General features: G+C 40.2%; 11 protein-coding genes. 8 read left to right on the forward strand and 3 right to left on the reverse strand.

The features are described from left to right. Positions 1-361 precede the first annotated feature (361 nt). The 5 genes from AC504W_RS07685 to AC504W_RS07705 all read left to right on the forward strand — a co-directional run bounded on the left by AC504W_RS07685 (position 362) and on the right by AC504W_RS07705 (position 7,402). Positions 362-1,531, forward strand: coding sequence for a DegT/DnrJ/EryC1/StrS family aminotransferase (locus tag AC504W_RS07685; RefSeq protein WP_494877146.1), 1,170 nt, complete (start codon positions 362-364; stop codon positions 1,529-1,531). A 152-nt stretch (positions 1,532-1,683) separates the two neighbouring features. After that, positions 1,684-2,583, forward strand: a complete 900-nt coding sequence (gene crtB, locus AC504W_RS07690) for a cyanoexosortase B (RefSeq protein WP_494877148.1) — start codon at positions 1,684-1,686, stop codon at positions 2,581-2,583. Between the two features lie 189 nt (positions 2,584-2,772). After that, positions 2,773-3,495 (forward strand): cyanoexosortase B system-associated protein, encoded by a 723-nt coding sequence (locus tag AC504W_RS07695; protein ID WP_494877149.1) that lies wholly within the window; start codon positions 2,773-2,775, stop codon positions 3,493-3,495. A gap of 204 nt (positions 3,496-3,699) precedes the next feature. Next, positions 3,700-5,109 (forward strand): polysaccharide biosynthesis/export family protein, encoded by a 1,410-nt coding sequence (locus AC504W_RS07700; RefSeq protein ID WP_494877151.1) that lies wholly within the window; start codon positions 3,700-3,702, stop codon positions 5,107-5,109. Between the two features lie 106 nt (positions 5,110-5,215). Further along, positions 5,216-7,402, forward strand: coding sequence for a GumC family protein (locus AC504W_RS07705; protein ID WP_494877152.1), 2,187 nt, complete (start codon positions 5,216-5,218; stop codon positions 7,400-7,402). Positions 7,403-7,496: 94 nt separating this feature from the next. On the opposite strand, the gene AC504W_RS07710 is transcribed toward AC504W_RS07705, so the two are convergent. Both AC504W_RS07710 and AC504W_RS07715 read right to left on the reverse strand, forming a co-directional pair. After that, positions 7,497-8,174, reverse strand: coding sequence for a rhomboid family intramembrane serine protease (locus AC504W_RS07710; RefSeq protein WP_494877154.1), 678 nt, complete (start codon positions 8,172-8,174; stop codon positions 7,497-7,499). A gap of 205 nt (positions 8,175-8,379) precedes the next feature. Beyond that, a complete protein-coding gene (locus tag AC504W_RS07715) occupies positions 8,380-9,099 on the reverse strand; it encodes a rhomboid family intramembrane serine protease (protein WP_494877156.1) in 720 nt (239 codons plus the stop codon). Positions 9,100-9,387: 288 nt separating this feature from the next. Between AC504W_RS07715 and AC504W_RS07720 the strand changes: the two genes are divergently transcribed. The 3 genes from AC504W_RS07720 to AC504W_RS07730 all read left to right on the forward strand — a co-directional run bounded on the left by AC504W_RS07720 (position 9,388) and on the right by AC504W_RS07730 (position 15,448). After that, positions 9,388-10,008, forward strand: coding sequence for a tetratricopeptide repeat protein (locus AC504W_RS07720; RefSeq protein ID WP_494877157.1), 621 nt, complete (start codon positions 9,388-9,390; stop codon positions 10,006-10,008). A gap of 156 nt (positions 10,009-10,164) precedes the next feature. After that, a complete protein-coding gene (locus AC504W_RS07725) occupies positions 10,165-11,469 on the forward strand; it encodes a P-loop NTPase fold protein (protein ID WP_494877158.1) in 1,305 nt (434 codons plus the stop codon). Between the two features lie 88 nt (positions 11,470-11,557). Beyond that, complete coding sequence (locus AC504W_RS07730; RefSeq protein ID WP_494877159.1) at positions 11,558-15,448, forward strand: protein kinase domain-containing protein; 3,891 nt, start codon at positions 11,558-11,560, stop codon at positions 15,446-15,448. A 369-nt stretch (positions 15,449-15,817) separates the two neighbouring features. On the opposite strand, the gene AC504W_RS07735 is transcribed toward AC504W_RS07730, so the two are convergent. Continuing rightward, positions 15,818-21,370, reverse strand: a complete 5,553-nt coding sequence (locus AC504W_RS07735; RefSeq protein ID WP_494877160.1) for a translocation/assembly module TamB domain-containing protein — start codon at positions 21,368-21,370, stop codon at positions 15,818-15,820. Between the last annotated feature and the right edge of the window lie 14 nt (positions 21,371-21,384).

A 21,384-nucleotide genomic window follows, 5' to 3' on the forward strand; every position in this document is an offset into this window, starting at 1 on the left:
TGGACTTAAAATTTGCTTTTTACGTAAAAATACTGTTACTCAGTTAATGGCATCGAAAGCTATGTTTTGATAAAAATCAAAACATAGTCTAGATTTGTTCAGTATTTAGCCACTAATAAAAAATGCCATTCTTGAAAAAGTTAACAATGTGCATTCAAGAAAAATAAATCCAATTTACATGTATATTGATTTTTCAAAATACGTGAGGTTTCGATTAAAAATAATCAAAATTAAAAGCAGAATTTACCAAATATTTACTGAGGTTTTACCAATTATTGCTGTTTAAATATTATGGTTAAACAACAAGATTAATTTTAATTGTTGTCAAGTTTAATATTGAGATTTTGAGGCATAATCATCAATGAATAAAATGGTTGTTCGAGTCCCTTTCGTAGACCTGAATTTACAACATCAACCAATTCAAAATCAATTAGAACAAGCAATCAATAGTGTATTACATCGAGGAGATTTTGTTTTAGGTAAAGCAGTTGCAGATTTTGAGACAGCCTTTGCCACAGCATCAGGTGCAGATTATGGTGTAGGTGTAGCATCAGGAACCGATGCGATCGCTCTTGGTTTACAAGCTTGTAATATTGGTGTTGGTGATGAAGTAATTCTGCCAGCTAACACTTTTGTTGCCACATTAATAGGCGTATTACGTGTAGGGGCTAAACCAATTCTTGTTGATTGTGATCCTCAGACAGCCTTAATTGATTTAGCAGCCGCAGCTAAAGTAGTTACATCTCGTACCAAAGCAATTATTCCCGTCCATCTTTATGGGCAGATGGTATCACCAAAACAGTTGTTGGATTTTGCGGCTACCCACAAACTCTTAATTTTTGAAGATGCAGCCCAAGCCCATCTAGCTGAACGAGAAGGGTATCGGGCAGGTTCTGTGGGTATTGCTGCTGCTTTTAGCTTCTACCCCAGCAAAAATTTAGGGGCTTTTGGCGATGGCGGAATGCTAATTACAAAAGATCCAGAGATTGCTCAAAAAATGGTGCGCTTACGCAACTACGGTGCAGCGCAAAAGTATGTGCATATAGAATCAGGAACAAATAGCCGCTTAGATACCTTGCAGGCAGCAATTTTACTGGCAAAATTACCTCATTTACAACAGTGGAATGGCGATCGCCATTCCATCGCCCAACAGTACGATACTGAATTAGCCCCCTTAGCATCTGCTGGGATTATCCCCATAGAAAATCAAAGCGGTACAGGACATGTTTATCATCTCTACGTGATTAAAATTGATGATATTTCTTCACCTGAACGCCGCCAGCAAATTCAGGACAAACTCACAGCAGCCGGAATTCAAACCGGAATTCACTACCCTATTCCTTGCCATTTACAACCAGCATTTACCTACTTAGGCTATCAACCAGGCGATTTTCCTCAATCTGAAAAACTAGCAAAGCAGATATTATCTTTACCCATGTATCCTGGTTTAAGTAGTAGTCAAATTAAAGAAGTCGTGGCAGAGATTACATCAATCATGAGTGGTGAACAACAACAGTTGTTATCCGTTTAACAACAAAGAATTCAGGAATCGGATTCAGGAGCTAGAATTCAGCATTGAATTTGTGGTTCCTGATGGTTGAATCAGTAAAATACTCGCCTGTTATCTTTTGATTTGGTAGTCTTCTGAATCCTGAATTCTGAATTCTTCAATACTTTAAAATCATGGCACTTCCACAACAAATTCAAATTAGAAGCACACAACAATTACTCAGTATAGCCATTTTAGGAGTTTTGGGATTATTGTATGCTCCTCTATTGCTCCACTGGCTTGATGGTTGGTTAAATAAAAGTATCAGTATAGAACACGAATATTTTAGCCACGGAATTATCGGTCTACCATTTGCAGCTTACCTGAGTTGGTTGAATCGCAAACAGTGGCAACGTTTACCAGATAGCACTCATCCTGTGGGTGCTTTTTTGCTTTTAATCGGTGGAGTATTTTATCTTAGCGGTATCGCAGATTGGGTTAACCTTTCTTTGCCCATCATCTTAACCGGATTGTGCCTGTGGTTTAAAGGCATAGCTGGCTTACAATTACAAGCCTTTCCCTTGGTATTATTATTTTTGGCAACTCCCACCTTTGTTCCATATCTATTAGTTCCCTACACTTTACCCTTGCAAAGTTTTATTGCAGGTACAGCAGGGTTCATCCTCAACCAAATTGGGATGCAAGTCACCGTTGATGAAATCAATATTTATGTCAGCGGACGCATTGTAGAAGTGGCTCCTTATTGTGCGGGGTTAAAAATGTTGTTTACCACTCTCTACGTCAGCTTGATGTTGCTGTATTGGACTGGTGTTTTGGCTTCGCGCCGCATTAGTGCTTGGTTTATATGTATGGCTGTTGTTATTAGCGTTACTGCCAACATCATCCGTAACACTTTTCTCAGTTACTTTCATGGCACAGGTAATGAAGCTGCATTTAAATGGTTACACGACAGCTGGGGCGGTGATGTTTACTCTGCTTGTATGCTTTTATTATTAGTCCCATTACTCAACTGGATGAACAGCAATTTTTTAGCAGAACCAGAAACTGTAGAACCAATAGACGAGCAGAACTAACAGAAAATCAGAGGTTACAGATTAATTGTTTTTCAGAAAAAGTTTGGAGAAATTTCATTGCTCCACATAGCTTTGCCAGCAATTTCAGCCTAGTAATCTATAAAGCCCCCATTAGAGACTGCTACTTTTACTGAACTCAGAGTGCCATTTTTTCAGTAAAATCTTGCGTAAATATTGCAAATTTTACTGATGATTTCCTTTTCTAAGGTTCTCAAAGAAAAACAGGTGACATATATAGTAGCTCTAGTATTATTGCTACTACTATTGGCAATGGGCGGAGTTTCCGGTTACTTCAGTGGACGCTGGGAATGGAAACAGCCACCACCTGTTACCACCCTCAAGGAATTAAGAAAAATACGCAAAACCGGATTAACCATTCCTGGTTGGCAAACGGTTCAACAAAGTGAACAACAAATTGGTGAGCATAAATGGTCGTTGCAAATTCTTAAACAAGCCAGTTCGCAAACTCAGGTGATATTGCTATTACTGCCACAGAATGGGCCAAAGGATCAACCTGAAGTGGAATGGACGGAGATTAACGGCTGGGGGAGATTGCGTTGGGGAAAATGGGATATAGCTCAAGAACGCTCTCTGGAATTTCCAGTGAAACAGGCTCAAAATTCAGCTTCCCATCCAGAAGCGCGAGTCAAAGCTAGATTTTTGCGGATTTCGACACAACAAGATACCTTTGCTACCTTGCAATGGTATGCTTTCCGCAATGGTGGAGACCCATCACCTTTACGCTGGTTTTTTACAGATCAGTTGACGCAGTGGCAGAAACATCGGACTCCTTGGGTGGCTGTAAGTATTTTGATACCAATGGAGCCTTTGGGAGAAGTAGAAAATACTAAATCTTTAGCTCAGTCTCTGGGTGAAGCGGTGCAAACCACATTGATGGCAAACGCTTTATAGTTAAGTATGTTTGAAAATATGAGAAATCAACTAGTAGTGTGGATAAACTGCTATCTTTGATCCAATAATTTCAGGGAATGGCAAAATAAAAATTTTCATGCTTTTCTATAATCAATTCTGCAACTCAAAACCAATATAAAAGTTATTTCCAACGTCAAATAACAACTCGGCAGAACCAATTCTCAATACAGCTTTACAGCACCGATGTTTATAGCTTCCCATCCTTATGTACGTGCATTTAGCACTTTATGTTTTGTCAGTTTTCAGGCAGGTGTTTGGCTGACAAACTCTGTGCAACCTGTTGTCGCTCAATCTTTACCATCTTCCGAAACTTCCCCAAGACAAAAATTTCCGTCGCTACCACCTGCAAATCCGGCGACTGAAGAATCACCGCTACAACCTCCTGCGCCACCACCCAATGCTGATGGTGTATTGCCAAATGAAAGTGGTGCAGTTTCTTCTCAACTCAACCGTTATCTATTAGGGCCAGGAGATGTAATTAGTGTGGCGTTTCAACGTCCTCCTGGTGCTTATCGCTTGGGGCCGGGAGATTCGATTAATGTTGTGGTTCAACGCTTCCCAGATTTAAGTTTTGCCGCTTCCATTAATCCAGAAGGTAATATTGCAGTGCCACTACTAGGTACAGTGCCACTACAAAGTTTAACTTTGCTAGAAGCTCAAGAAAAGATTCGCTTGTTATTTAATCGTTATGTAGTTAATCCCGTAGTAGTTTTGTCATTGACTGGCTTGCGGCAAGATTTAAGTTTTCAAGCCCAAATTAGCCCCGAAGGCAATATTGTTGTGCCACAGGTGGGCATTTTATCCATACAAGGTTTGAGTTTGGCAGAAGCTCAAGAAAAAATTCGCTTGAGTTTAAGCCGGGTGATGGTTGATCCGGCGATCGCAGTTTCTCTATTCTCACCACGACCTGTACAAATTACGATTAGCGGTGAGGTTTTTCGTCCAGGAATTTATCCTGTTACTTCTTCCACACCTAGAGTTGCTGACGCTTTACTTATAGCTGGCGGTTCAACTATGAACGCCGACCTCAGACAAGTGCAGGTACGTCGAACATTAATGGATGGTTCTGTAATTTCGCAAAATATTGACCTCTATGCAGCGTTGCAAAATGGTGGTTCAGTACCAAATTTGCGTTTGCAAGATGGTGACGCAGTAATCATCCCCCGTCGAGAAGTCGGCAACGATGATGGTTATGACCGCAATTTAATTGCGCGTTCATCCTTAGCTGTACCGCAGATTCGCGTCCGGTTGTTAAACTATGCGGCTGGTGGACTTGTAACACAAACCTTGCCGAATGGCAGTACTTTTATTGATGCTTTGGGAGGGATTAATTTAGATACAGCTAACCTGCGAGATATTGCCTTAATTCGATTTGACCCAGAACGAGGTCGGGCAATTACGCAAAAACTGGATGCCAAAAAAGCACTGTCTGGAGATATTTCTCAAAATGTCCCCTTACAAGATAATGATGTTATTGTTGTTGGTCGCAACCTAATTACTAGAATTACTAATATCTTTAGTACAATTACTCGGCCGTTCTTTGATGTTCAAAGTTTTATCCGCTTTTTCCAATTTTTTGGTGGCTCAAATTAGTACATTTTATTTGTTTGGCTGAAACCAAAAAAAGACAAATAACTATTAACTATTTGACCATTGACTATTAACAGCATTCGCTCGCTTATTTCTATATGCCTCTGCTATGACCCCACCAATTGTTAAACGCTATCTAATTGCATTCGAGAAGTATAAGTGGATTGGACTAGGTAGTTTTGCGCTAGTTGTCGCCGGGTCAACAGTGGTAGCTGTACAGCCAGATCCACCGATTAACTACATAGCAGATGCTGCATTAACTTATAATCGTCCACCAGTTTCATTTTCGCTGACGGGGAATGAAATTCAGCAGCAAGGGCAAGAATTAAGCGAGGCTGCTTTGCTGTCGGATCAGATTATTGAAACTGTCGCCACAAAAGTTAATGTTAAGCCAAAAACAATTGGTACAAATGTTGCCCTGAAATTACCCGAAAAAGCTAAGGCTGGAGAAGTTGCATCTACAGTTATTGATCTGAAATATAAAGATACTGATCCTAAACGCGCCCAAGAGGTGCTTCAGGAATTAATGCAGGCAATGATCAAGCTGAGTGGTGAGATTAACACAGGAAGGTTAAGAGCAATTATTCAAAAAATTGAAGAACGAGTACCTCAAGCAAGAACAGAATTGCAAACCGCAGAAAAAAGATTAGAGCAGTACGATCGCCGCGAACGACCAGCAATCTTATCCGCAGAGAATGGTAGTTTATTAGCAGGAATCACTAATAGCCAAAATCAACAACGACAAATTCAATTAAATATTGCGGGGATTGATGCCCAAATTCGCAGTTTGCAAGCAAAGTTAGGTTTAGATGTTAATAAGGCTTATGTTTCCTCGGCTTTAAGTGCTGACCCAATTTTGGGTAATTTGCGAACACAGCTATATCAAACAGAATCGCAAATCGCTTTGTTACGGAAAGATTTACGACCTGAACATCCCACGATGATTCAGTTACAACGCCAAAAAGAAGCCACAGAACTATTAATCCAACAGCGTGCTAACGAAGTTATCGGTGGTGGTGGTGCAGCCGCACCTTTTGCTGGAGATATTTCGGGGATTCGCGCTCAAAGTAACTTAGACCCAGCCAGACAGGGGTTAGCGAATCAGATGGTAACTTTGCAAACCCAACGGGATACGCTGCAACAACAGTTAGCACAGCAAATCCGTGAAGAAGTCCGCCTACGGCAAGAGTATTCTTTAATACCAAACAAACAGTTAGAGCGATCGCGTTTAGAACAGGAAGTAGCTCTAAAAAAAGCAGTTTACGACCAAATGCAGGCTAAACTCACAGACTCTAAAACCGCAGAGGCAGAAACTGTTAGTAGCTTGACTGTTGCCCGAACACCGACTATCATTCCCGAACCCACCAAAGTCAAGAGCGTCCCAACAACTTTAGGAATTGGTGGTTTCTTAGGCTTTTTAGTTGGTGGTGGCGTAATATTTTTGCTGGGTTCCCTAGAAGGAACGTTCAAAACCCAAGAAGATATCCGCGACAGCTTGAAACAACGGGAAGTGGTGTTATTGGGCGAAATACCTTTAATGCCTGTGGATGATTTAGCATCTGAAGCAGTACCAGTGGTATTTTCTGTTGATTCACCATATTTGGAGTTTTATGAAAAGTTTCGTAGTAATTTACGCCGTCTAGCAGGTAAAGACGTAAAAATTCTCTTAATTGCTAGTACTGGCGCTCAAGAAGGAAAAACAGTCAGTGCTTACAACTTAGGTGTAGCTTGCGCTCGTGCTGGCAAACGTACCTTAATTATTGAAACTGATTTGCGATCGCCTTCACGGGCTACATCCCTAAAAGTTACGCTTGACCCTGACGCGACTATCGAACCTTTGCGCTATTATGCCAGCTTGAGTGATTGTATTCGCTTAGTACCTGACGTAGAAAATTTATACATTATTCCCAGTCCCGGCCCTGTACTTCAATCACCAGCTATTATTGAATCTAGCGAAATGCGGCGACTGATGGAAGATGCCCGTGAGCGTTATGACTTAGTAATTTTAGATACTAGTCCCTTAAGTTACTCTAATGATCCGTTACTTATACAACCCTACAGCGATGGCATAGTATTGGTAGCACGACCAAACTATACACAAGAAAGTATGTTAGGTGAAGCGATCGATCAATTACAAGAAGCTGAACTAGGATTATTGGGTGTAATTATCAATGGCGCTGATATTGAAGTTACTGTACCAGAAACAGCAGAACCGCTACCAAATTCTTCATCAGAACCAGTAATTGTGGAAGAATCTGATCAAGTTTCCGCAGGTGTGAATAACACTTACAACTAGTGAGGAATAAAAGTTTGGGGATACAAGGGTGGGGAAAATGAAACCTTGATGCCCCAAATCCCTTGGGATTAAGCACTCAGCACTTTGTTAAAGCTTATTCATAGTCGCGTTTAAATAAACCAAACAAGGGCGCAAGCATAACTCCAAAAACAAAGCCACCGATATGCGCCCAATAAGCAACTCCCCCAGTTTGGACGCTCATATTAGCAGCAGTTTGGAGACTAGCAAGACCAGATATCACATTCTGTACAAAGAAAATGCCAATGACTACCAGTGCTGGAACACTAATTGTAGTTGCAAAAAAACCTAAGAATACTAAGGTTGTAATTCTGGCATGAGGAAAGCGGATGAGGTACGCGCCTAAAACCCCAGAAATTGCACCACTAGCGCCTAATGAAGGAATTGGAGAATTCATTCCTATTGCCCATTGGCATAAAGCTGCTAAAGCACCGCATGTCAAATAAAAAATTAGATATTTGAAATGACCCAAACGGTCTTCGATATTGTTGCCAAAAACCCAAAGAAAAACCATGTTCGAGATTAAGTGCCACCAACCACCGTGGAGAAACTGTGATGTAATTAAAGTTATCCATTCTCCATCAAAGTTGTAGGTTAATTCTCTGGGTACTACAGCATACTCACTGAAAAAGAGATTTAGTCGGGCATTAGACAAACTCACTTCATGAAGAAAAACTAAAACATTCATGCCAATCAAGCCGTAAGTGAAATAAGGCGTGATTCGCGTTGGATTTTCGTCATAGAGTGGAAACACAGGTGTTTTTCCTAATTATCAATTAACTGCAATATAGCTTGTGTGACTGGCAGTTGAAAAATTTTGATAATTGCACCTGTGATAATGTGCTGAGTATAAACCAATTTGCCGCAAAGCTTTCAGCAAATAATAAAATGATTACGACAGATGAAGTGCGAAAAAGCTCACTAATAAACCCTGCCCCAATCTAAAATCCAAAATTGCCTTAGCTGTACCATGATTCTTCGGGAGATTTGTCACTAAACAAACCTAAAACCGGGCCGAGAATCGCTCCAAAGATGAAACCGCCTGCGTGCGCCCAGTAAGCGATACCACCGCTTTCCATACCAATATTAGTAGGAGTTTCTAAACTGGCAAGTCCGTAGAAAGATTGTTGGAGAAACCAAAATCCTAAAAAGAAATAAGCGGGAACCCGGAAAGTTGGGAAGAAAATGCCTAAAGGGACAACACCAAGAATCTCAGCTTTAGGGAAGCGGAGGATATATGCTCCCATAACTCCCGCGATCGCACCACTGGCACCCAAAGATGGAATGTTAGAATCTTGGGAGAAATACCATTGGGTCAAAGACGCTAAAATACCGCAAGCTAAATAAAACAGCAAATATTTGGCATGACCTAATTTATCTTCAACGTTATTACCAAATATCCACAGAAACAACATATTGCCAGCTAAGTGCAAGAAGCCACCATGCAAAAATTGCGAGCTAATTAAAGTTGCCCATTCTGGTACTGGTTGATGCACAGAAACACCAGCAAAGCTTAAGCTAAGTTCGCGGGGAACCACAGCCGCTAGGTGTAAAAAGCCATCTAATGCTTGCGGTGGAAGACTACTTTCATAGATAAATGCCAAAACATTAGCGGCAATTAAACCGTAAGTTACATAAGGGGTAATTTGCGTAGGATTATTATCTCTAATAGGAACCACGAGCTTTTTTCCTGATTTTTGAGAAACTAGCCTCAAATTACCGAATATTGCCTGTAATTTCTTCTACCTCTTGGCTAGATATTTAGTCTCTGCCTTTTAAACTAAGAGTATGAGCTAGATTCCCCAAGCTTGGAGATACTGCTATGGTGCAACAACTAATATCATGTTCGGTAAAATAATTATCATTAAGACCGCAGAGGGAGCCGAGGAGCGGGTTTTTCATTTATGCACAGATTTCTGGAATTATAACTAATTACCCGAACTTGATATAACAAGTTGAGATAATTTATGTTTTTACCCAATTCTTTAGACAATCAACTGCAACATTGGGATGATATAATTCACAACCAACCAGATAATGCCAAGGCTTACATTCGGCGGGGTATGGTTAAATTCCAATTAGCCAAAATTGATGAATCTATTCAAGACTTTGACACAGCAGAAAAAATAGAACCTCGTCTCAAACCATATCTCTGGCAACGGGGCTTATCTTACTATTATGCGGAAAGATTTGCTGAAGGCGCTCAACAGTTTGAAATTGATTTAACTGTAAATGCTAATGATGTCGAAGAAACGGTGTGGCGCTATCTTTGTCTAGCACGTTTGCAAGGTGTGGAAGTAGCACGTAATTCTCTCTTAAAAGTCAAAAATGACCCCAGACGAGTGCTGCGCTTCATATATGATTTGTTTGCGGGAAACTGTACACCCGAAGAAGTTTTAACTGTTGGAGAATCAGAAGGAATTAAGGGTAAATTTTATAGTCATCTTTATCTAGGGTTGTATTATGAATCTGCAAACAACTTGAATTTAGCTCAAGAGTATATAGTCAAAGCTGCCGATAAATACCAGATTGATGATTATATGTGGTATTTGGCGCAAGTACATAAAAAACTACGGGGTTGGTCGTAATTCACTCAAAATTTGTGATTTTTTTGTCGTTGGTTAATTTCTCTGGAAACATAGCGTAACAGCCTTCACCTGAATTAGTCTGCATATATCCACATTAAAAACCATATAATCACAAGCATCAGCAGTAGTCTCAGGCTGATTTTGGGTGATTTAGCAATGAAACTGGATTTAGTCAGATTTTCTCAGGCTTGCAACCCCAGCAAGACTTTGACGGTTAGTAAAGCAGAAGATAGACAATATTATATTGATTTTGCCAAAGTGCGAGGTGGCAAGATTATCGAAGAATTGAAACGGACAATTGCGCGACTGTCAGCCGACGAACCAACTTGTCAATTATTTACCGGACATATTGGCTGTGGGAAATCGACAGAATTACAACGGCTGAAAGTAGAGTTAGAACAGCAGGGTTTTCATGTAGTATATTTTGAGTCTAGCCAAAGTTTAGATGTGGCCGATGTTGATATTACAGATATTTTACTGGCGATCGCACGCGAAGTAAGTCAAAGCTTAGAAAAAGCCCAAATTAAGATCAAGCCCAGCTATTTTCAAAATCTATTTACAGAAGTTGTTGATTTTTTACAAACACCTTTAGATTTGTCAGCCCAGGCTGAGTTGTCTGTAGGTATTGCCAAAGTAACTGCCAAAACTAAAGATAGCCCAAAATTGCGAAGTCAATTGCGGCAATATTTAGAACCGCGCACCAACAGTATTTTAGAGTCAATTAATCAAGAACTGCTCAAACCCGCAAGAGAAAAACTCAAGCAGCAAGGTAAAAATGGACTAGTAGTCATAGTTGATAACCTTGACCGCATCGATAATTCCCTAAAACCTTCCGGTTATTACCAACCAGAATATTTATTTGTCGAACGTGGTGAACAGTTAAACCAGTTAAGTTGTCACGTCGTCTATACTATTCCTTTGGTTTTGATTTTTTCTAACGCTTTGGGACGGTTAACAAATCGCTTTGGCGTTGATCCCAAAGTTTTACCGATGGTTCCGGTACAACTTCAAGATGGAAGTAAATTTACTGAAGGAATTACACTACTAAAACAAATGGTAATGGCGAGGGCGTTTCCGGGGGTGAGTTGGGAACAAAGCCAACATTTAATTATAGAGGTTTTTGATAGTCCTGAAACATTAGAAAGACTTTGCTTAGTGAGTGGCGGTCATTTGCGGAACTTGCTCATGATATTGTTTCGCTGTCTACAACAAGAAGACCCGCCAATTTCCTGGGATTGTGTCAATAGAGTTATTAAAAAACGCTGTAACGAACTAACTTTGGCAATTACCGCAGATGAATGGGAAGTATTGCGGGAAGTTGCCCAAGGAAAAATCCTCAGAGGACATGAAAAATACGACCTTTTACTCCGCAATATGTTTGTATTTGAATATCGAGATGAAGATGGTTCGTGGTTTGATATCAATCCAATTTTGGCAGAAGCTAGGGAATTTCGGGGATAAGTATTTGGCTGAACTCTCCCCCTTCCCTCGTAGGGAAGGGGGTTAGGGGGTTAGGTTTCATATTATTTGCAGCAGAATAATTTACAGTATGACAAATCAGAATAATTCAGAAAATTTAACTCCTAATAATGAGCATTCATTACAAACATTAGTCAGAGCAATTACTCTTTCTCAGGGTCAATTTTCGCTGATTTTATTACGTTGTAATTATACTGAATTGCGACGACGCATTACCCAAAAACTACACCAAATTTCTCCCGTAAACATACGCGAAATTACTTTACCTGCATCTGTCAAAACACTTTACTCCAACATAGCTGAACAACTTGGAGATGAACACCCACCAGCATTGATGGTGTTTGGCTTGGAAAATGTGAAAGATATTGACACGATGTTGACTGCGGCTAACAGAGTGCGGGAGGAGTTTAGAAGAAACTTTGCTTTTCCGATATTGCTGTGGGTAAATGACCTAGTTTTGCAAAAGTTTATCAGACTAGCCACTGATTTAGAAAATTGGTCAACTATTATCGAGTTTGAAAATTCTACTCATGAGTTGATTGCATTTATTCAGCAACAGACTGAGGCAATATTTGCTGGTGATGTCAGACTTAACCCGCAGACTTGCTGGGAATTAGAAAGAGCAATTCAAGATTTGCAAAGTCGGGGAGAAGTTTTAACATCATCATTACAAGCAAATCTTGAGTTTGTGCGGGGTTTGCAAAATTATTTAGATGATCAAATAGATGCTGCTGTAACACATTATCAACAAAGCTTGAGTTTTTGGCGACAAAGTGAAGATTTAGAACGACAAGGTATATTATTGGCTCATATTGCCTTAGCTTATGACCGTTATGCAGTAATTAATCAGACCCAAAATCAACATTATTGGCAATCTGCTAAAGAATATTTGCAGCAAGCACTAGATATTTTAAAGCAAGGACAATATTTAAATTTAGTTGCTAAATATATTAATAAACTTGGTGAAATACTGCAAAATTTAAAAACTTGGTCAGAGTTAGAAAGTCTGGCAAATGAATCATTGGTGTTGCAACAAGAATATGGTACACCGTTGCAGGTAGCTCAAGCTTATGGCTTTTTGGCTGAAGTGGCTGTAGAAAATTCGCGGTGGGAAGAAGCAAATGAACTTATACAACAGGCTTTGCAAATATTATTTATTATTTCTGAGATACAGCCACATACATATAGTTGGTATCGGTTGATTTTAGCTCAAGCACAACAGGGTTTAGGTGATGTTACAGCAGCAATTCATAGTTTAGAAACTGCAAGAGAATCTAGTAATCATCAATATAATCCGCAGTTATATATTTCTATTTTAGAAAAGTTACGCTCACTATATTTTGAGCAAGGTGAATATCTCAAAGCTTTTAATTTTAAGTTAGAGCAATTACAAATAGAACAACAATATGGTTTTCGGGCTTTTGTTGGGGCTTCTTATTTAAATCCTCAGAGAAAGGTAATTAATCCTTACGTTGCACAAGTTATAGAAAACCCCTCTCCAAACCTCTCACACCAGTTGCTACAACGGGGGGAACCCCCGCAACGCACTGGTTCCCCTACAAGGAGAGAGGCTTTAAATATTCCCCCTTCCCTCACAGGGAAAGGGGTTAGCGGGTTAGGTCAACTAGATAATACTGGGACAATTGCTCAAGAAATTGCGGCTTCTGGTCGAGAAATAGATGTTAACCGTCTGCGAGAAAGAATTAGCCGTAATGATTATAAATTAACTATCATTCATGGGCAATCGGGTGTAGGTAAAAGTTCAATTTTGCAAGCGGGTTTAATTCCAGCTTTGCAACAGCGATCGATTGGCGAAAGAGATGCTTTACCAATTTTAATCAGAGTTTATACAGATTGGGTGGCTGGTTTAGGGCGGCGTTTGATTGAGGAGTTTGAGGCGATTAGAGAAAGGAAATTAACTGTTAATCTTGATGCAGTTGCAGCAATTCAATCACAGTTAAGAAATAATGCTGACCATAATTTATTAACAGTTTTAATTTTTGACCAGTTTGAGGAGTTTTTCTTTGTTTATCCAGATAAGGCCCAAAGGCAAGAGTTTTATGAGTTTTTGCGGGTTTGTTTAGATATTCCTTTTGTTAAGATTGTGCTGTCTTTACAGGAAGAATATTTACATTGTTTATTAGAATTTGAACAACTATTTAAATTGGATGCCATTAATAATAATATCCTAGATAAAAACAATCGGTATTTTTTAGGCAACTTCTCCCTTAGACAAGTAAGATATGTTATAGAAGAAATCACAAAAAAAACATATTTTAAATTAGAGCCAAAGCTGATAGATCAGCTTGTAAGGGACTTAGCAGAAGAATTAGGTGAAGTTCGTCCTATTGAGCTACAGATTGTGGGTAGGCAATTACAAACAAAAAAGATTACTACTTTAGTAGACTACTATCACCTCAGTAGTAATCCTAAAGCCAAACTAGTAGAACAATTTATTGATGAACTATTACAAGATTGTGGTGATGGTAATTATAAAACTGCTTTACTTGTCTTGTACTTATTAACAGATGCAAACAATAGAACACGTCCTCTTAAAACTCTGGATGAACTAGCAGGAGACTTAGTAGGTAAAAAAGTAGAAAATTTAGATTTAATACTAATGATATTGGTAAAATCAGGTTTGGTTACTTTATTGCCAGATTCTTCAGGTAATCGTTATCAACTAGTTCATGATTATCTAGTAAATTTTATTCGTGATAAACAAATACGAATTGATAGAGAATATGTTTTTACACTCAAAAACAGTGAAGAAGCCAAACAGGTAAAAATTGATGCGCTGGATAGAGAAAAAAAGCTACTGCTTGAAAGTTTAAGTATACTAAAACAGCAAAAACCTCGCCAGAATACAGGATCAGTATTTTTCTATTTTATAATAACAGTATCATTTGTAATACCTCTCAGTATATTATTAGAAAATAAAAATCAAATAGTTTTAGGACTAGCAGCCTTTGTCAGTAGTATTTGTGTCTATTATTTCTATAATACTAAGCAGCAGCAAAAAAGATTTAAGTACCAAATTCAAGAACAAGAAAAAACTCTAGACCTCTTAAAATCCTTATTAAGAGAAGGTAGTAATACTGGTAACGAAGCTAATCCACCAGTTGATAGCCAGCCTCAAAGAGATCAATTGCTGAACCACCGTTACAAAGTGACGCATGTATTGGGTTCAGGGGGTTTTGCTTATACTTACTTAGCCGATGATACTAAGCGTCCTGGTTCGCCAATATGTGTTGTCAAGCATTTACAACCTGCTCAAAAAGACCCCAGATTTTTGGAAGTTGCTAGACGTTTATTTAAGACAGAGGCAGAAATTTTAGAGCTTTTAGGTCAACACAAGCAAATTCCTCAACTACTGGCTTATTTTGAAGAAAATCAACAGTTTTATTTAGTGCAAGAATTTATTGAAGGGCAATCTTTGTATGACAAATTGATGCCAGGTATTTGTCTTAAGGAAGTTGAGGTGATTAAAATCCTCAAGGATGTTTTAGAAGTATTAGCATTTATCCATGATCATAATGTTATCCATCGAGATATCAAACCTAGCAATTTTATCCGGCGGGAAACAGACAATAAAATAGTACTGATTGACTTTGGCTCAGTAAAACAAATTCAATCTCAGCAAGAAGAGGAAAACTTAACAGTGGCAGTGGGTACTTTGGGTTATGCAGCGCCTGAACAACTCATGGGTCAACCCAGGTTAAACAGTGATATTCATGCCTTGGGTATGATTGGAATTCAAGCTTTAACAGGACTTAATGCTAAAGAAATTATGCGCGATCCACAGACAACTGTGGTAATTTGGCGAGATATGACACAAACAACAGATAAATTAGCTGCAATTATTGATAAAATGACAAGCTACGATTACCTCAGAAGATACCAGTCTGCTAAGGAAGTTTTACAAGATCTATCGAAACTTCCTAATTATCAAGAAAAGTAAAAGGATTAATAAATTTGGTTTTTTCTTGATTTAGGCGATCGCTTCCCCATTGATCATAAACGTTTCCTTGTTCATAACGAATGAGGTAGCGTTAATAAGCAACAACGTAAGGTTTGTGACGAATGACGTAAGGTTCTTTATGGATGAGGTAGGGTTAATAAGCAAGGACGTAAGGTTTGCGACGAATGACGTAAGGCTCTCTATGGATGAGTTAGCGTTTGTGATGAACGACGTAAGGTTTGTAATCAAACGTGGGTATTGTAGGGGCGAACGTGGGTATCGTAGTAGGGGCGAACGGCCGTTCGCCCCTACAAATGTATTTGTATCATTTATAAATTAGGGCGGGCGATCAATCGCCCCGACTAAAACCTAAAACCGAGTTTCATACTCAAATAATAGGAGATTTTCACTACCTAAATCAGTTGCACCACGCACCAAGATTTCATCATTCAGCCGATAAAGGACGTTATAACGAAAAGACGCATCACTACTAAATAAAGGTCTTGATAAAGAAACAGAAAAATCTCGATTAATGTTGAACACTCCCTCTGCTGACAAATCAAAAACCGATGAGCGTCTTGATGTGGAGTCTGTGATGGGAGTGGGAAAGATGCGAAATTCACTAAAGCCAACTGCCTGACCGATCGCAGTAATAGTTCCTTGTAAACTGCCTAAAATAGTAGTACCAGCAAAATTGGTTAATCCTTGCGTTATATCTCCGGTTTGAGCAAAATTATTCAAAATTGACCCACCTAGCAACGCCACAATCTCTCCCTGACTGCGGCGAGGTTGACTGGTAAGTTCTAAATTTTGGTTTAATTCACTGGCTCGTCCTGTCGCTCTGGCTTGTACGCGCACAGTACGTAAAGTCCCGAAATTAGTTGTAGAAACATCACTAATTTCTCCCGACAACGGTGATTCTAAAATGCGATTACTCGTGGCTGATGTCTCTGGGACGATCGCCAACAGTCGCACATCTAATGTAGGATCAAGTCCTTGACTGGGAATAAATGTCGCTGTTTGTTCATAGCCGCGTTCTAAGGTGAACTCAGTTGAAAATAAACTAACTCGTCCTCCAGTTAAACGAATCACTCCTTCCGGGAGAGGCTTGGCTAAAGTTCCATTAATGGTCAAGTCACCTTTGGCGTTAAAGCTAAGTATGGGTTGACTTAAGGCTCCTGGTACAAAACTCAATAGAGACTGACTTGTAACTTTCACATCATTACCCAAAGTCAAGCGTAAATCAGCAAACTCTACAGGTAAATTAGGTCTAGTTACAGCAGTGTTATTTACAGCGTTAGTAGGCTCTGTTGTAGTTGTCGTATTGGGGTTAGCTGCTGTTGTTGTTACGGCACTAATGTTGATGTTATTACTATCTGTCGTTGCTGGTTTTGAATTAGCCGTAGTGGAATTGCCAATAATGACTTGTCCGTTATTCAGTTCAATTTCCCCACCAATTTGCGGTTTGAGTGCGGTTCCGCGAATTACCGCATTACCACTCACACCACCTTCATATAATCCTGGAACTTGAAAATCTAATTGTTTTTCTATTAATACTGTCAGCGGATTAGATGCAGTAGACTGAGGTGTAAAAATCGGCAAGATTCCTGATGCAGTGACTAACCCTTGATTATAATTGCCTTGAATACCTGCCACATTCACTGTATTGCCGTTAAATTGCGCTGTTCCTGTGACATTGGTTAGCGGTTTTGATAAAGCTTGAGCGCCGATAGTTGCATTATTAAATGTGGCAGTTCCATTGATAATTGGCTGGTTTAATGTACCATCAACGTTGACAGCAACTTGTCCTTGTCCATCTACCCACGAAACTTGATTGTTAGTCAACAGATTTAACAGTGTTAAACCTTCGTTACTCACATTGGCGTTAACGCTGATTTGATTGCTTTCTGGCTGTGCTGCGACAAAAGGTAAGGGTGCAGGAACACTACCTGTAATTGTGATAGGTTGAGTTCCGGTCAACAGTAAGGTACTATCAAAATTTGCGCGAGCATTGTTGTAGGCAAATTTTACCTGTCCTGTCTGCACTGGTTGGTTGTTGAGAGTCGCATTCGCCAGTGAAACTTGGCCATTTACTCTAGGGTCTTGTAAACTACCTTGCAAATTAGCAACAGCATTCACTTGACCTGTAATATCTATAGGATATTTGGCGATGAAAGGCTGAAACAGAGATAAAGGTAAACTAGCTACATTCAACTGTCCCGAAAGTTGGTCAAAGCCTAACTGTCCGGTGAAGGCTATTAATCCTTGATTGATACCAATACTCAAAGGTGAGAGCGTCACAACACCATCGGCAAAATTACCTTGAGCAATCACTTGATTAATAGCATATTGTCCCCATTGCCAATTAGCACCTTGAAGATTAAACCCTGCATTCAAGCCAGATTTTAATGAACCACTAGCGGTAATTGTTCCATTTAACGCACCTGTTAATTCTGCCAAGCTAGGCAAAGGCGGCGCTTGTTTTTCCTCTTGCTGTTGTTGTTGCGTTACGACTGTGGCAATTTTAGAGAAATATTCTAACTGGGTTTGCAAGTCTGCATTAGGTAAGCTAAGAGGTGTGGTGTTGAGTGCTTCTGCGCCTGCTAGAGTTGGCGCTTCTGTTCCTGTACTCAAGTCTTGAAAATTGTAGATATTAAAAGCTTGTAAAATTTCTTGGATTCTAGTTTCCACTAAATTAGCTTGGACTTGAAATTGCGGGTTATTGCCAGTTTGCACACTCCCACTTAAGGCAATGCTACTATCACCGAGACGCAATAGACCGTTAGTTAAGTTAGCAGCACCATTGGCATAATTGAAACTACCGCGGAATTCTGCGGCTGAAACTCTAGCAACCCGCGGTTGAGCAATAGCTACATCTCCAGCTAAAGCATAATTATTGAGATTAACAACTAAATTCCCTGATAATTGTCCGCCCAAGGGTTTCAATCTATTGTCAGGGATAAAGCCGCCAACCAAAGCAATAGGAAACTGTTGGGCGTTGATAATTAAGTTATCTCCCTCGGTTCTACCTGAGCTAATTGCTTGACCGCGCTTCACTAAAAATGAAGTTGGGCGATAATTTGCATTCAGGTTCAGGGCTATCCTATCTTGCACACCTGCAAGTTGCAGACTTCCCCCGCGTCCGCCTTGAAAGTTGACATTACCAGCTAAAACTGGGTCAAATGCCAAGTTACTCACATTGAAATTCCGCAGGCGAATATTACCTGTAGCTTGCGGTGTTTCTGGAGTGCCAGAAACTTGCCCATTAAAATCGAGAAAGCCTGATAGGGCAACGTCTCCGGGAACTTGCACACCTGTATTGTTAAGGTTAAAATTCTGCGCCAGGACATTGAAATTAAAGCCCGCAATTTTCGGTGTACCAGTTTCTGGTAATTGTACTGCGATCGCACCATTAGCACTAACCCCCGGTGTCGTCGCCCGTGGCACAATTATCTGCCTACCATTCCACTGAAATTGCGCTGTCAATGGTTGTGCTAACTGCGCCACTCCTTGATTAGCGCGAAGTTGTCCAGTAGCGCGAATATCTGCAAGCGCAAAAGATTTGGTATTACCAGCTAACTGCACATTACCATTAAGTCTTCCTCGCAGTTGCGGTGAAAAACGACTCAGTTGAATTTGCGAAGCATTCGCAACTGCTTGCCAACGACCATTATTCAAGTTAGCATCCCTGATGTTAACTCTCCCGCCTGCCACACTCAAGTTTGCCTGTGCAGTGGCGCGAATAGTTTCCGGTTGCAAAGATTTCGTGCTTCCAGATAAATTCACCGACGCACTATTGACAACTCCTTGAAATTGCTTGGGAATCTGCGGAAAACGGCTTAAAGCAATCTGCGAAGCATTAGCAACAGCTTGCCAGCGACCATTATTTAAATTAGCATCCCTGATGTTAACTCTACCACCTGCTACACTCAAGTTAGCCTGTGCTGTGGCGCGAATAGTTTCCGTTTGAAAAGATTTAGTGCTTCCTGACAAATTCACTGATGCACTATTGACAACTCCTTGAAATTGCTTGGGAACCTGCGGAAAACGGCTTAACTGAACTTGCTCAGTATTCACAAAAGCTTGCCAGCGGTTCTGTACAACCTGACCCCTAGCCCTAATTGTATTACCTGCCACATTAAACACAGCCGTGGGCAAGATGATATTCTGCCCTTGTTGGTCAATTACTGCTGCACCGATGGTGGGATAAGTTGCATTAGGCGCTTGCACTTGCGCCACAGCCCGCAAATTCCCCAACACGCCAGAAATTTTAGTATTTACTGATACATTGCCAACTTTGATTGTGGAGGAAGAATTGTTGGTTTTAGCGATCGCATCTCCTGGTAAATTTTGGGCGAGAATATTCAATAATACTGAACCTTGGGGTGCTAGTTGCACTTGACCACGCCCAACAATCTGCCCCCCGGCTGGTGGATTGACTTGAATGCTGGCAACATTGAGTATTAAAGGTTGTTTGCCCAGAAAGCCAGTAATTTGTGTATTAGCTGAGACATTACCAATATTAATCGGGGGAGTTAAACCGTAATTACGTGCCAGTATATCTCCTGATATACCCTCAGTTTGCACGTTAAATTTTACCTGCCCGCCTAATATTGCTTGACCACTCCCTGTAATTACTCCTCCTGCTGCGGGAACTAAGTTGAGATTTGAGACAGTGATTTGAGATGTATTTTTATTAACATTCAAGCGAAAATTAGTGTTGACAGCCTTGAATTGCACACGGTCAACTTGAATAGGTTTGGTGTTGCTAACTGTACCGCTGAGAACTGGCTGTTGAAGAGAACCTTGGACTTTGACGTTAGCTTGGATTTCCCCAGTGGCGATAACTGGTGATTTGACGTTGAATGTATCTAATAAGTTTTTGGCATTGACTGGTTTTACCTGCGCTGATAGGTTAAAACCTGTTTTAGTATTAACTGTGCCATTTGCCAGGAGGGGAACTTTGCCCAAGTTTGTGCTTAGATTATCTAATGCGATCGCCTGACCTTGAAAGGCTAATCTACCGTTAGAATTGACAAATTTTTGGGGAATATTTTGAATTTGCGCTGTGACTTGATGAGAAATAGCTGTCCCAGTAATCGCAATTTCTGAAGCATCTGCGGGAATTTGCACACCCAAGTCAGCATTTACCCTACCTGCTTGCAAAACAATGGGTAACTGAATTAATCGGCTAACATCAGATGCTTGTAAATCTTGTGCTACAACCTGAAGATTAGTTTGCTGTGCTTTTGGTTGCGTTTCCCCAGAAATTTTAACAGCGCCGCCTCTGGTGAGTTGACCATTGATTTCATAACTAATCTGTGTATTATCTGGTGAAAATCGCGCTACTCCACCAAATTTATCTATGACTACAGCACCTTTTGGTTTAGTTGGTGCAGTGGCTGGTAATAATTCTACATTGCCATCAGCAATCTCAAGTGTTTGTAACTGAGTTTGAATAAAACCTTGACCCTCTGCACTTTTCACTGCCGCTGTCACCCAACGCCCATCCTGATCCTGTTGGATAAATACACGGGGTTGAATTAATGTGACATTTAACGGTAGTGTGCGGCTGAAAATGACTGGTAATAGAGAAAACCTTACATCAACAGCTTTGGCTGTCAGTTGGTCAGAATCAGTAGGCGTTGCTGGTATCGATAAAGAACTAAATCTCAGACTCGAAAGTGAAAAGGCCTCAACATGACCTAATGTTATCGGTCGCCCCAGTAATTGTTCAAGATTTGTCTCTACTAACGGTGCTAATTCGTTATATACATAATTTCTCGCCCACCAAATTCCCGATGCAGTTCCAGCCAGCAGGATAATTCCAACTACCAGACTAGTACGTCTTAAAAGGAGAAAATGTAATAAACGACGGTTAGTTGGCTCCTGATCATTGCCTGAATTGGGAGAGCGCGTCATTTTCGTTACCAGCA

It is taken from the genome of Nostoc sp. C96 (assembly GCF_059384975.1).